Origin of the sequence: Amycolatopsis japonica (assembly GCF_000732925.1) — a bacterium.
In the GTDB taxonomy this organism is placed as follows: Bacteria; Actinomycetota; Actinomycetes; order Mycobacteriales; family Pseudonocardiaceae; genus Amycolatopsis; species Amycolatopsis japonica.
The window spans coordinates 2,113,789-2,126,897 of record NZ_CP008953.1 but is presented as its reverse complement, the minus strand read 5'-3'; the positions used below and the strand labels follow the sequence as shown (position 1 = coordinate 2,126,897).

Here is a 13,109-nt window from a genome sequence, read left to right as displayed (position 1 = left end):
TAGGGGGAACCTTGTTCACCGATCACACCGTCGAAACCGCGCCCGAAGCCTCGCGTCGCGCCATGGAGGCGACCATCCGGAAGTTCGGCCACCTCCCCACCGCCGTCGCCCGGCAGGCGTCGTCACCCGAACTGCTCGACGGATTCCTGAAACTCAGCGCGAGCTTCGAGCGGACCACGCTCGACCCGCTCGCGCGGGAAACGGTCGTGATGACCGTGGCGACCCGCAACGGTTGCGAGGTCTGCGTCGAGATCCACACCGGCAAGCTGAAGGGACATCACGCGGACGACGACGTCATCGCGGCGCTTCGCTCGCAGCAGCCCGTCCCCGACGAGCGGCTGGAAGGCATCCGGCAGTTCACGTTGGCGGTGCTCGAAACCGCGGGCGCCGTCGACGACGAGACCCTGCGGACCTTCTTCGGGCACGGATACACCGAACGGAACGCCCTCGAAGTCGTCATGGGCATCGGCGCCTACACGATGTCGACGCTGGCGAACCGGCTGATCCGGGCCTAGTCGCTCACCGTGATCGCCCCTCGCGGCCCGGATCACTCCAATGGCCGCCGATCTTGATGTATCTGGGCAGTCCCGACCGTCTCCTGTCTTGTGCAGCCGAAAGTTCGCCACCCGCGGCGCGGCGCACCGGCGGTCTGGCCTGCCGAGGGGGCAGACCAGACCGCCGAAAACCGAAGACGTTCCACAGGTGTTGGGGGTGCGTGAAGGCCTCCTTCCCTCGGCTGAGCCGAGTGAAGGAGGCCTTCACGTGTCTGGGCGCATTTAGTCGACTAACTGCGCTCCGGGGGGGGGCAGGACGCGGCTCAGGTCCGTGAAGGACCCCGAAGTACATGAAGGCCCCCTTCCTTGCGTCTAGCGCAATGAAGGGGGCCTTCACGTACTTGCACGCCTCCCGAGCGCGGTCAGGCTTCGAGCGCCCAGCGCACGTACCGCATCGTCGGCACGAAGCCCGCCTTCTCGAAGACCCCGAACGCCCCCGCCGGATCCGCCGAGTCCACGTTCAAACTCGCGCGGTCGTAGCCCTGCTCGGCGGCGGCCCGCAGCGCGTGCCCCATCAGCGCGCTCGCCACACCCCGCCGCCGGTACTCCCGAAGCGTCCCGATCGCCATGAAGTGCGCGTCGCGGACGCCGGTGGCCTCCGTGTCGGCTTCCCACCACATGGTCACCAGCATTCCGACCGCAGCGCCCGCCTCCCTGAGCAGGAAGCTGGTCTCGGGCTGAAAGGTCTGGTTGGTGATCTTGTTCCGCCAAAGCTCGACAGGCATCGGCACCGCGCCCCAGTAATCCCGGTACGCCGCGTTCCGGACCGCCCGGAAGTCCTCGTCGTTCCGCTCCGACCACGGCTCGACCGTGAACCCGTCGGGGATCGCCGAAGCATCCAACTCCGAGAGCGAGTGCTCCATCCGCTGGAAGTAGCGCACGGGCACGAACCCCCGGGACCGGACGAGTTCGGCCAGCCCGGCGATGCGCTCCGGCCGGTTGACGTCGACCACGAGTTTCGCGGCCGGGTGGTGCAGCGCGTGCACCACCTTCGCCGCCGCCACCCCCGCGTCGACGAGCGCGCCGCCGATCCCCCGCCGGCGGTACGCGGGATGGACTCCCCCGTCGAGGAAGACCCGATGGATCTCCTCCGCGGACGGCTTGAAGCGGATCTTCATGTAGCCGGCCATCACGTCGCCGTCGAAAGCGGCGAGACTCGCCCGTTCCAGGTCCGCGTACGGGTCGACCAGCTCCTGGAGGGTGTCCTCCGCCGTGTAGTTCTCGCCGATCTCGTCGACGGTCTCCATCGCGTTGAGGAGATCGGCCGACGCCTGGGCGTCCTCGGGCCGCAGTGGCCGCCACGTGAGGTCGTGCATCCGGCTCAAGGTAGTCCCGCGCGAGCGGGGTGTCGCCGGGTTTTCGGTGGGCGCAGTAGGGATCGAACCTACGACCGCTCGGGTGTAAACCGAGTGCTCTCCCGCTGAGCTATGCGCCCGGGAGGTGGCACCCGCGCACGGGTGCCACCGTGAAGACTCAGGCCAGCGAGGCCACGGCCTTCTTCCACGCCTGCTGGTCGCGCGCCTCGCCGGGCTGGTTGACCTCGGCGAACCGCACGACGCCGTCCTTGTCGATCAGGAAGGTGCCGCGGGTGGCCAGGCCGGCCGCCTCGTTGAAGACGCCGTAGGCCTTCGCGACCTCGCCGTGCGGCCAGAAGTCCGAAAGCAGCGGGAACTGGTAGCCCTCCTGCTCGGCCCACGCCTTGAGCGAGAACGGGGTGTCCACGGACACGCCGATCACCTGGACGCCCTGGCCGTCGTAGTCCGCGAACTCGTCGCGGAGCTGACACAGCTCGCCGGTGCAGATGCCACTGAACGCGAACGGGTAGAACACGAGCAGGACCGGCTTGTCACCCTTGAAGGACGACAGCGTCACGGACTGCTTGTTGTAGTCGTTGAGCGTGAAGTCCGGGGCTTGCGATCCGACCTCGACGGCCATACCGGCGGTTTCCTCTCAAGAGCGAACAGGGGCCTGCGACGACAACCCTATCGTGTCGATCGCGCGGCTCCTGAAGTCACCGCTTGGTCTTGGACGACTTCGGCGAAACCAGCCGGGTGCCCGCCCACTTGGGGCCGGCACTGATGTTGGCCGTCTGGGCCAGTCCGACCTGCGGCACCGCCTCGGCGATGTCACTCGGCTCGACATGCCCTGGCTGGCCCGTCTTCGGGGTCAGCACCCAGATCACGCCGTTCTCGTTCAGGGGAGTCCGGACCTCGATCAGCGTGTCACCGAGATCACCGTCGTCTTCGCGCCACCACAGCAGCACCACGTCGATGACCTCGTCGGCGTCCTCGTCGAGGATGTCGCCGCCGATCTGTTCCTCGATCGCCGCACGAAGGTCGTCGTCGACGTCCTCGTCCCAGCCGATCTCCTGGACCACCATGTCCGGCTTGATCCCGAGCCTTTCGGCGACGCTGCTCTGATCAGCGTCTCCCGCGGCGACCACTGCTGTCACTCCTCCAACTACGACGGAGCGTGGTGTCGCGTCGGCCTGATCGACCGGGCGGGCACCACACTCGGGTACACGATGCCCGTTAGCGAACACTGGTGAAGCGTTCCGCGCAACCGTCCACACCGGATCTTGAACAACTCGTGTCGCGGCGTACGGACATTCAGCCCACTCTCACGGGGTCAATTCGGGCGCGCCTGGGCACCTCCGAACGGCCTGCTTTAGGGTGGGAGAGAAAACGCGCGCGCGAGTACATGCGCGTGCGAGGCGTGTCGCAATCGGGTCCGCGAACGTTACCGATCAGTAGCGGTGACGCGAACGGAACCGGAGGACGACGATGGACGGCGAACACGCCCGCGTACGAGCACAACCAGCTACCACCTTTCGCAAGGAGACCCCTTGGCCCCGCAGAACGACGGCGCCTCCGGCAAGGAGACCCCGGCACGCGTCCGCGTCATCCGTGACGGATTGGCGGCGCACCTGCCCGACATCGACCCGGAGGAGACCGCCGAATGGCTGGACTCCTTCGACGAGGCGCTGGCCAGGGGTGGTCAGCAGCGCGCCCGGTACCTGATGCTGCGCATCCTCGAGCGGGCCAGGGAGCGCCACGTCGGCGTCCCGGCGCTGACGTCGACGGACTACGTCAACACCATCCCCACCGAGAACGAACCCTGGTTCCCCGGTGACGAGGAGATCGAGCGCCGGTACCGCGCCTACATCCGATGGAACGCCGCGATCATGGTGCACCGCGCGCAGCGTCCCGGCGTCGGCGTCGGTGGGCACATCTCGACCTACGGCTCGTCCGCGGCGCTGTACGAAGTGGGCTTCAACCACTTCTTCCGCGGCAAGGACCACTCGGGCGGCGGCGACCAGATCTTCATCCAGGGCCACGCCTCCCCCGGCATCTACGCCCGCGCGTTCCTCGAGGGCAGGCTGACCGAGAACCAGCTGGACGGCTTCCGCCAGGAGTTCTCGCACGCCGGCGAGGGCGGCGGCCTGCCGTCGTACCCGCACCCGCGGCTGATGCCGGAGTTCTGGGAGAACCCGACCGTGTCCATGGGCCTCGGCCCGATGAACGCGATCTACCAGGCGCGATTCAACCGCTACCTGCGCGACCGCGGCATCAAGGACACCAGCGACCAGCACGTCTGGGCGTTCCTCGGCGACGGCGAGATGGACGAGCCGGAATCGCGCGGCCTCATCCACGTGGCCGCGAGCGAGGGCCTCGACAACCTGACCTTCGTGATCAACTGCAACCTGCAGCGGCTCGACGGCCCGGTGCGCGGCAACGGCAAGATCATCCAGGAGCTGGAGTCGTACTTCCGCGGCGCCGGCTGGAACGTCATCAAGGTCATCTGGGGCCGCGAGTGGGACTCGCTGCTGCACGCGGACCGTGACGGCGCCCTGGTCAACCTGATGAACACCACGCCGGACGGCGATTTCCAGACCTACAAGGCCAACGACGGCGCGTTCGTCCGCGAGCACTTCTTCGGCCGCGACCCGCGGACCAAGGAACTCGTCAAGGACCTCACCGACGCCGACGTCTGGAACCTCAAGCGCGGCGGGCACGACTACCGCAAGGTCTACGCGGCCTACAAGTCGTCGCTGGAGCACCACGGCCAGCCGACGGTGATCCTGGCCCACACCATCAAGGGTTACGGCCTCGGGCCGTCCTTCGAGGGCCGCAACGCCACGCACCAGATGAAGAAGCTCACCCTCGACGACCTCAAGCTGTTCCGGGACGCCCAACGCATCCCGATCAGCGACGAGGAGCTCGAGCGCGACCCGAAGCTGCCGCCGTACTACCACCCTGGCAAGGAATCGGCCGAGATCGAGTACATGATCGGCCGCCGTCGCGCGCTCGGCGGGTTCCTGCCGGAACGCCGCCCGAAGGCCTCGAAGGCCCTCGTGCTGCCCGGCGACAAGGTCTACGAAGGCATCCGCAAGGGCTCGGGCAAGCAGGAGGTCGCCACCACGATGGCGTTCGTCCGGCTCGTCCGCGAGCTGGCGAAGGACTCCGAGATCGGCAAGCGGATCGTCCCGATCATCCCGGACGAGGCGCGCACCTTCGGTCTCGACTCGATGTTCCCGACGGCCAAGATCTACAACCCGCACGGCCAGACGTACACGTCGGTCGACGCGAGCCTGATGCTGGCCTACAAGGAGTCCGAAAAGGGCGTCATCCTGCACGAGGGCATCAACGAGGCGGGCTCGACCGCGTCGTTCACCGCCGTCGGCACCTCGTACGCCACGCACGGCGAGCCGATGATCCCGATCTACATCTTCTACTCGATGTTCGGGTTCCAGCGGACCGGTGACGGCCTCTACGCGGCGGCCGACCAGATGGCCCGCGGGTTCGTGCTCGGCGCCACCGCCGGCCGCACCACGCTGACCGGTGAGGGCCTCCAGCACGCCGACGGGCACTCGCTGCTGCTGGCGGCGACCAACCCGGCCGTCGTGGCCTACGACGCGGCGTGGTCGTTCGAGATCGCCCACATCGTGCGGGACGGTCTTCGCCGGATGTACGGCGAGACCGGGCCGGACGGCAACGGCGAGAACATCTTCTACTACATGACGATCTACAACGAGCCCTACCAGCAGCCCGCCGAGCCCGAGAACCTCGACGTCGACGGCCTGCTCAAGGGTCTCTACAAGTACGCGGACGCCCCGTCGGGCGACGGCCCGGAGGCGCAGATCCTGGTCTCCGGCGTCACCATGCCGGACGCGCTGCGGGCGCAGCAGATGCTGGCCGAGGAGTGGGGCGTACGCGCGGCCGTGTGGTCGGCGACGTCGTGGACCGAGCTGCGGCGCGAGGCCGTCGAGGTCGACCACGACAACCTGCTCCACCCGGGCGACTCCCCGCGTGTGCCGTACATCACGCAGAAGCTGTCCGGCGCGAACGGGCCGGTCGTCGCGGTGTCGGACTGGATGCGGGCCGTGCCGGATCTCATCCGCCCCTGGGTGCCGACCGACATGCTGACGCTGGGCACCGACGGGTTCGGGTTCTCCGACACCCGTCCCGCCGCCCGGCGGAAGTTCCTGGTCGACGCCCAGTCGATCGTGGTCGGCACGCTGAGCGCGCTGGCCAAGCGCGGCGAGATCGACCGGTCGAAGGCGGCGGAGGCGGCGCGCAAGTACCGTCTCGACGACGTCGCCGCCGCGGGTCCGCAGTTGTCGGACTCCGGTAGCGCCTGACGCTGAGATGAAGGGACCTTTCCTTGCAAATTTCGCAAGGAAAGGTCCCTTCATTGCGTCCGGCGGCGGAGCAGCTAGGGTGAGACATCGGATGTTTGCGGAAAGGGTGAGCGAGTGTGACCAAGCGTCGACTGCCGAAGCCGAGTGAGCTGAAGCAGATCCTGCGGCCGAAGCCGATCGTGCTCAACCCGACCGACCGGCGGCTGGCGGGCGCGCACACGATCGCCGATCTGCGGATGCTCGCCCGCAAGCGGACGCCCCGGGCGGCGTTCGACTACACCGACGGCGCCGCGGAGCTGGAAGACAGCCTCCGCCGCGCCCGGCAGGCCTTCCGCAGCGTGGAATTCCACCCGAACGTCCTGCGCGGCGTGTCCGATGTGGACACGAGCAAGGAGATCCTCGGCAAGCGTTCGGAGCTGCCGTTCGCGTTCGCGCCGACCGGGTTCACGCGGATGATGAACCACGAGGGCGAGTCCGCGGTGGCCCGCGTCGCGCAGCGCAACGGCATCCCGATGGGGCTGTCGACGATGGCGACGACGTCCATCGAAGACCTCGCCGCGGCCGCCCCGGAGGCCCGCAAGTGGTTCCAGCTCTACGTCTGGCGCGACCACAAGGCGGGCGAAGATCTGATGAATCGCGCCTGGGCCGCCGGCTTCGACACGCTCATGCTGACGGTGGACACGCCGGTCGCGGGCGCGCGGCTGCGCGACGTCCGCAACGGGCTGACCATCCCGCCCGCGCTCACCCTCAAGACGTTCGTCGACGGCGCGATGCATCCGGCGTGGTGGTTCAACCTGCTGACCACCGAGCCGCTGACCTTCGCGTCGCTGAGCCAGTTCGACGGCACGGTCGCCGAGCTGCTCAACCAGCTCTTCGACCCGACCCTGAACTTCGACGACCTCGACTGGGTCCGCCAGACCTGGCCGGGCAAGCTCGTGGTCAAGGGGATCCAGAACGTCGACGACGCGCGTGACGTGGTCAAGCACGGCGCCGACGCGGTGCTGCTGTCCAACCACGGCGGCCGCCAGCTCGACCGCGCGCCGACGCCGATCGAACTGCTGCCCGCGGTGCTCGACGAGATCCAGGGCGACGCCGAGGTGTGGGTCGACACCGGCATCCTGTCCGGCGGCGACATCGTGGCCGCCATCGCGCGCGGCGCGGACGCGGTGCTCATCGGGCGCGCGTTCCTCTACGGCCTGATGGCCGGGGGCGAGCGCGGCGTTCAGCGGTGCGTGGACATCCTGCGCGCCGAGATGGTCCGGACGATGCAGCTGCTGGGTGTCCGCACCCTCGCCGACCTGAAGCCCTCACACGCCACCATGCGCTAGACCGCGGCCGAGACCCCGGACGGCGCGGTGCTGACCTGCTTCGCCGTCCGGTTCCAGCTCCACCAGCCGTGCACGACCAGCCCGGCGAACACGATGTACACCGCCGCCGAGAAGTACAGGCCCGACGAGAGCTGCAGCGGTACGCCGATCGCGTCGACGACCAGCCACACCAGCCAGAACTCGACGAGACCCGCGCCCTGGGCGGCGAAGGCCACCAGCGTGCCGACGAAGATCGCGGCGTCCGGCCAAGGCGCCCATGAAGCGTCCAGCGCGTCGAGGACCAGCGCCATCACGGTGGTGCCGATCGCGAACGCGCCGGCCATCGCCAGACGCTCGCCGAGACGGCCCTTGCGAACGACGACGCCGTAGACCGGGTCGCTGCGGCGGGACCAGGCCCACCAGCCGTAGATCGAGATGGCGAGGATCGCGATCTGCCTGGTCGCGAGCCCGCCGAGATGCGCGGAGACGTAGACCGAGAACAACAGCACGGTGGCGCCGACCTGGACCGGCCACGTCCACAACGTGCGGCGTTGCGCCAGGAAGACCACGGCGAGCGCGAAGATCTGCCCCGCCAGCTCGGCGAAGGAGATCCATTGTCCGAGCACCGTGACACCGTTGTGCAGCAGGAAGTCCACGTCCGCACCCCTCTCCGTCTACCGCTCCAACATGCTCCGTTCCGGCCCCATTCCCCAGTGAGTGTGAGGTGCGGAACAGGCGGGCGGCTCGAGGGGCGCTGAGGAGACGCGAAAGGGCCCTTCACCGCGTGTTCCGCGGCGATGGGCCCTTCGACTCCACGCGGGCCCGGTGCCTTCCTCGATCACCGGGCCCGCGGGATGCTCAGGAATCTACGCGACCGATGCCCACGGGCGAAGTCGGCGGCTCCGAACGGACCTCCTGCTTGGCGTCACCGGCCTCCAGCTGCCCCTGCAGATTGGCCAGCCAGCCCTGCCAGCGGTCCTGCGCCGGCTTGATCAGGCCGCCGCCGAAGCCGACGACGATCACGCCGCCGATGGTGGCGAGCACGGTGATCAGGACCGGTCCGGTGATCGCGGTCGCGATGTTCACCTGACCGAGCGCGGCGATGATGCCGAACGCCATGATCATCCAGTAGGCGATGGTGCCGAGCAGCCGTCCCGCGGGCCGGGTCGACAGGGCTCCGGTCACCAGGTCGCGGACGACCTTCGCCACGGCTGCCGCGACGATCACCAGCACCAGCGCCACCAGGATCCGCGGCAGGAACGCGATGATGTCGTTGAGCAGCGCGCTGACCGGATTGCTCTCACCGAATACGCCGAACGCGAGCTGCAGCGCGATCAGGAGAATGAAGTAGTACACGAGTTTGACGAGGATCCCGCCCGCGTCGACATTCGCCTGTTTGAGCGTTCCGGTGAGCCCGGTCTTCTCGATGAGCTTGCCGAAACCGATCTTCGACAGAACCAGTCCCAATGCCTTCGACACGGCTTTCGCGATCAACCAGCCGATCAGCAGGATGATCAGGAAACCGATCAATTTCGGCACGAAGGTGGCGACAAGGTTCCATGCTTGTCCCAGACCGTCTTTCAGCTGCTCGCCCACGGCGAACTCCCTCCTCTGCGCATCCGCGCCCAACACCGGTGCGGCTTGCGAGGGATCGTTGATCACGAGCACCGCACCGGCAACTCGGCGACCCACGATCGAGTGAGTGAGCTAGCGGGAAAAGATCGACAAGTCCCATACTTGTCCTACCGGTGGGGACCGGGGAGACGAGGCCGTCCGGCGCAGCGAAAAACGCGAGCGCCGGGCGGCCTCGAGTTTTATGCGGAGACCTTTCGCAATTTCGTCTCCCATTACCGTCCACTTCGGACTCCATGGGCGATCCGCCGCAGGATGAAGGCCACCTTTGCCCTCCGGACTAGGATCGCCTGACCATGGCTGATGCGACTTCCGGGCGGCGTGTCCCCAAGCACCACGGGCTGTCCGCCAAGACCCTCCGGCGGCTCGAGCACGCCTCCGGCCGGCTCGCGAGCGCGAGCGTGGCGGTGATGGAAGAGCGGCTGAGCTGGTTCGCCCGCCTCCCCGCCGATCAGCGCGCGAGCGTCCTGCTGATCACCCAGGCGGGTGCCGCCGGTTTCGTCGACTGGCTCCGCGACGCCAAGGAGGCGCTCTCCCTCACCACCGAGGCCTTCCGCGAAGCACCCGCCGAACTCTCCCGCTGGGTGAGCCTGCGGCAGGCGGTCGGCATGGTGCGGCTGGCGATCGAGGTGTTCGAGGAGCAGCTGCCGGAATTCGCCGCGAACGAGGCCGAACGCGCCGCTCTGATCGAGGGGATCCTGCGCTACGGCAGGGAGATCGCGTTCGCCGCCGCCAACTCCTACGCGGCCGCCGCCGAGGCGCGCGGCGCTTGGGACGCGCGGCTGGAGGCGCTGGTCGTCGACGGCATCGTCCGCGGCGACGCCGAGGAGGCGGTGCTCTCCCGGGCCGCCGCGCTCGGCTGGGATCCGGCCGCGCCCGCCACCGCGCTGGTCGGCACCCCGACGTCGGACGACCCGCCCGCCGTCGTGTTCGAGGTCCGCAGCCGCGCCGCCAGGGTCGGGCGCCCCGTGCTGCTTTCGGTGCAGGGATCCCGGCTGGTCGTGGTGGTCGCCGGTCCCACCGACGGCAGCGTCAAGGACCGCGAGATCCTCGCCAAGCTGTCGGTCGCCTTCGCCGAGGGCCCGGTCGTCGCCGGCCCGACGGTGCCCACCCTCGCCGAAGCGCACCACAGCGCGACCGAAGCGCTCTCCGGCCTGCGCGCCGTCGTCGGGTGGCCCGGCGCGCCCCGGCCCGCGAGATCGATCGACCTGTTGCCCGAACGCGCGTTGTCCGGCGATCCCGAGGCCGAACGCCTGCTCGTGGAGCAGATCGCGCGACCGCTCGAAGAAGCGGGCCCGGCCTTGCTGCGGACGGTGGAGACCTACCTCGACAGCGGCGGCGTCCTGGAGACCTGCGCGCGGACGCTGTTCGTGCATCCGAACACCGTCCGGTACCGGCTGCGGAAGGCGGCGGAACTGACCGGCCGCCACGCCGCCGAATCGCGGGACGCCTGGGTGCTGAAGGTGGCGCTGACCGTCGGGCGGCTGGCCCGCGCCCGCGGCCTCTGGTGACGGCCGTCGTGATCGGGCACCGCACACGCGTGATCGGACACGGAACTCGCGTGATCAGAGACGGAACTCGCGTGATCGGACACCGCACACGTGAGTTCCGCCTCCAATCACGTGAGATCGGCTCCCGATCACGCGAATGACGGCCCCCGGGCTCAAAGCCAGTCTCGTCTCAGGCACCGCGGTCGGGCCGCGTGACCAGAGGGACGACACACGTGACTGAGTGGACGACACACGTGACTGGACGGACGGCGCGGGTGACTGCGTGGACGACACACGGTGGGGCCCCGACCACGAGCGTGCCGTCCGTCTGATCACACGTGCCGTCGCTCGGTCACCGTGGCCCGAGCGTCGAACCGGTTGGTAACTCTGCGCAGTGACGGACTTCATAGGGAAAGCTGGTTGAACCCGACAAGGCTTTTGGGTTAAGCGCGGAGATCAGGAAGACGCTTTTGGAGGGTTCCGACAATTACGTCGGCCGGACTTGGTGAGCGTCGGCATCACGACCATGGTGGCCGAGAGTGTTCTCTAGTGGGGTGACAGTTGCAGTCCTCGCCCCCGGTCAGGGTTCCCAAGCCCCAGGCATGCTCTCCCCTTGGCTCGAGCTCGACGGCGCCCGCGCGCGCGTCGAAGCCTGGTCCGAGCGGGCCGGTCTCGACCTCGTCCGCCTCGGCACCGAAGCGGACGCCGAAGAGATCCAGGACACCGCGATCACGCAGCCGCTGATCGTGGCGCTGTCGCTGCTGGCCTTCGAACACCTTCAGCGTGAGGCTCCCGTCGCCGCGGACGCGCCGGTCGCGGGTCACTCCGTCGGCGAGCTGGCGGCCGCCGCCATCGCCGGCGTGCTCAGCCCCGAAGACGCCGTCGCGCTGGCCGCCGTCCGCGGCGCCGAGATGGCGAAGGCGTGCGCGCTGGAGCCCACGAGCATGGCCGCGGTCATGCTCGGCGACCCGGAGCAGGTCGTCGCGTGGCTCGAGGGCAACGGCCTCGCCGCGGCGAACCGCAACGGCGCCGGCCAGATCGTCGCCTCCGGCGCCGCCGACGCGATCGAGAAGATCGTGGCCGAGCCGCTGGAGGGCACCAAGGTCCGCGCGCTCAAGGTCGCGGGCGCGTTCCACACCTCCTACATGGCACCCGCGCGTGAAGCGCTGGCCGCCCACGCTGCGAAGATCACCCCGGCGGACCCGACGCGTCCGCTGCTGTCGAACGCCGACGGCCAGGTCGTCACCAGCGGGGCCGAGTACCTCGACCGGCTGGTCAAGCAGGTCACGAGCCCGGTTCGCTGGGATCTGACCATGGACGGTCTGGTCACCGCGGGTGTCACCTCGACGCTCGAACTTCCGCCGGCGGGCACGCTGACCGGGCTGGTCAAGCGGCAGCTCAAGGGAACCGTGACCACCACGATCGCTCTGAAGACGCCGGCCGAGCTGGCGAAGCTTCAGGGGCAGGAGGACGCTTCGTGACCGACCGATCCACTTTGCGGCAGGCGCCGGGCGCCGCCGGGACCCGCATCCTCGGTGTCGGGAGCTTCCAGCCCGAGAAGATCGTGACCAACGACGATCTCTCGAAGATCATGGACACCAACGACCAGTGGATCCGCGAGCGGGTCGGCATCATCGAGCGCCGGTTCGCCGAGAAGGACGAGTCGCTGGTCGACATGGCGGTCAAGGCGGGCACCGCCGCGCTGGCGGACGCCGGTGTGGACCCGTCCGAAGTGGACACGGTCATCCTGCCGAACTGCACGATGCCCACCCAGATCCCGAACGCCGCCGCACAGGTGGCCGACCGGATCGGCATCACGCATCCGGCCGCGTTCGACCTCAACGCCGCGTGCGCCGGATTCTGTTACGGCATCGGCGTCGCTTCGGATCTCATCCGGGCGGGCAGCGCGAAGAAGGCGCTCGTCATCGGTGCCGAGAAACTGACCGACCACATCGACCCGGTCGACCGCGCGAACGCGATCATCTTCGCCGACGGCGCCGGTGCGGCGGTGGTCGGCGCGGCCGACACCGCGCAGATCGGCCCGGTCGCCTGGGGCAGCGCGGGCGAGCACGTCGACCTGATCTACATGCGCGACAACAAGTGGATCTACCAGGAGGGCCAGTCGGTCTTCCGCTGGGCGACCACGCAGATCGCGCCGATCGCCTTGCAGGCGCTGGAACTGGCCGGGCTCGAACCGTCCGATGTGGACGTCCTGATCCCGCACCAGGCCAACCTGCGCATCGTCGAAGCCATCGCGAAGAAGCTGCGCGCCAAGGGCGCTCGCGAGGACATGGTCGTCGCCGACGACATCAGGTACTCGGGCAACACCTCGTCCGCGTCGATTCCGCTTGCGCTGGACCACATGCGCAAGGCAGGCACCGTGAAACAGGGCGACGTCGTGCTCGCCGTGGGCTTCGGGGCCGGACTCTCCTACGCGGGCCAGGCCTTCGTCTGCCCGTGATGAATACTTCCCCTGCGGGCACCG

At 68.7% G+C, this 13,109-nt stretch carries 11 protein-coding genes and 1 tRNA gene; 6 read left to right on the top strand and 6 right to left on the bottom strand.

All coding sequences use genetic code 11. The annotated features are described in order from the left end of the window. The first annotated feature begins 11 nt into the window (after positions 1 to 11). The gene (locus AJAP_RS10370) at positions 12 to 515 is read left to right on the top strand and encodes a carboxymuconolactone decarboxylase family protein (protein ID WP_038510051.1); all 504 of its coding nucleotides are present in this window, start codon (positions 12 to 14) and stop codon (positions 513 to 515) included. A gap of 401 nt (positions 516 to 916) precedes the next feature. Here AJAP_RS10370 and AJAP_RS10365 read toward each other — a convergent pair whose 3' ends face one another. The 4 genes from AJAP_RS10365 to AJAP_RS10350 all read right to left on the bottom strand — a co-directional run bounded on the left by AJAP_RS10365 (position 917) and on the right by AJAP_RS10350 (position 2,997). Continuing rightward, entirely contained in the window at positions 917 to 1,870 is a 954-nt protein-coding gene (locus tag AJAP_RS10365; protein ID WP_038510050.1) for a GNAT family N-acetyltransferase, read from the bottom strand. Positions 1,871 to 1,917: 47 nt separating this feature from the next. Continuing rightward, positions 1,918 to 1,989: transfer RNA gene (locus AJAP_RS10360), tRNA-Val, on the bottom strand. Between the two features lie 38 nt (positions 1,990 to 2,027). Further along, the gene (locus tag AJAP_RS10355; RefSeq protein ID WP_016336116.1) at positions 2,028 to 2,489 is read right to left on the bottom strand and encodes a peroxiredoxin; all 462 of its coding nucleotides are present in this window, start codon (positions 2,487 to 2,489) and stop codon (positions 2,028 to 2,030) included. Positions 2,490 to 2,565: 76 nt separating this feature from the next. Next, positions 2,566 to 2,997, bottom strand: coding sequence for a DUF3052 domain-containing protein (locus AJAP_RS10350; RefSeq protein ID WP_016336117.1), 432 nt, complete (start codon positions 2,995 to 2,997; stop codon positions 2,566 to 2,568). A gap of 402 nt (positions 2,998 to 3,399) precedes the next feature. Here AJAP_RS10350 and aceE point away from each other — a divergent pair, with 402 nt between their 5' ends. Together aceE and AJAP_RS10340 are read left to right on the top strand one after the other, a co-directional pair. Then, a complete protein-coding gene (gene aceE / locus AJAP_RS10345; protein ID WP_038510048.1) occupies positions 3,400 to 6,195 on the top strand; it encodes a pyruvate dehydrogenase (acetyl-transferring), homodimeric type in 2,796 nt (931 codons plus the stop codon). A 116-nt stretch (positions 6,196 to 6,311) separates the two neighbouring features. Further along, positions 6,312 to 7,523, top strand: a complete 1,212-nt coding sequence (locus tag AJAP_RS10340) for an alpha-hydroxy acid oxidase (protein WP_038510046.1) — start codon at positions 6,312 to 6,314, stop codon at positions 7,521 to 7,523. Here the strand turns inward: AJAP_RS10340 and AJAP_RS10335 are convergent. Both AJAP_RS10335 and AJAP_RS10330 read right to left on the bottom strand, forming a co-directional pair. Beyond that, on the bottom strand, positions 7,520 to 8,158 hold the full coding sequence (locus AJAP_RS10335; RefSeq protein ID WP_038510044.1) for a nicotinamide mononucleotide transporter family protein: 639 nt from the start codon (positions 8,156 to 8,158) through the stop codon (positions 7,520 to 7,522). The two genes, AJAP_RS10340 and AJAP_RS10335, sit on opposite strands and share 4 nt — an antisense overlap. Positions 8,159 to 8,360: 202 nt before the next feature. Next, on the bottom strand, positions 8,361 to 9,098 hold the full coding sequence (locus AJAP_RS10330; protein ID WP_038522777.1) for a mechanosensitive ion channel family protein: 738 nt from the start codon (positions 9,096 to 9,098) through the stop codon (positions 8,361 to 8,363). Between the two features lie 332 nt (positions 9,099 to 9,430). Here AJAP_RS10330 and AJAP_RS10325 point away from each other — a divergent pair, with 332 nt between their 5' ends. The 3 genes from AJAP_RS10325 to AJAP_RS10315 all read left to right on the top strand — a co-directional run bounded on the left by AJAP_RS10325 (position 9,431) and on the right by AJAP_RS10315 (position 13,085). Then, positions 9,431 to 10,645, top strand: coding sequence for a PucR family transcriptional regulator (locus AJAP_RS10325; protein WP_038510041.1), 1,215 nt, complete (start codon positions 9,431 to 9,433; stop codon positions 10,643 to 10,645). Between the two features lie 533 nt (positions 10,646 to 11,178). Further along, the gene (locus AJAP_RS10320) at positions 11,179 to 12,105 is read left to right on the top strand and encodes an ACP S-malonyltransferase (RefSeq protein ID WP_267284145.1); all 927 of its coding nucleotides are present in this window, start codon (positions 11,179 to 11,181) and stop codon (positions 12,103 to 12,105) included. After that, positions 12,102 to 13,085, top strand: a complete 984-nt coding sequence (locus AJAP_RS10315; protein ID WP_038510037.1) for a beta-ketoacyl-ACP synthase III — start codon at positions 12,102 to 12,104, stop codon at positions 13,083 to 13,085. The genes AJAP_RS10320 and AJAP_RS10315 overlap by 4 nt, the downstream gene beginning before the upstream one ends. Positions 13,086 to 13,109: the final 24 nt, after the last annotated feature.

Bases quoted from the DNA above. Each gene is read 5' to 3' on its own strand.
- AJAP_RS10365 (WP_038510050.1), bottom strand. From the start codon at position 1,870: ATGCACGACCTCACGTGGCGGCCACTGCGGCCCGAGGACGCCCAGGCG.
- AJAP_RS10355 (WP_016336116.1), bottom strand. From the start codon at position 2,489: ATGGCCGTCGAGGTCGGATCGCAAGCCCCGGACTTCACGCTCAACGAC.
- AJAP_RS10325 (WP_038510041.1), top strand. From the start codon at position 9,431: ATGGCTGATGCGACTTCCGGGCGGCGTGTCCCCAAGCACCACGGGCTG.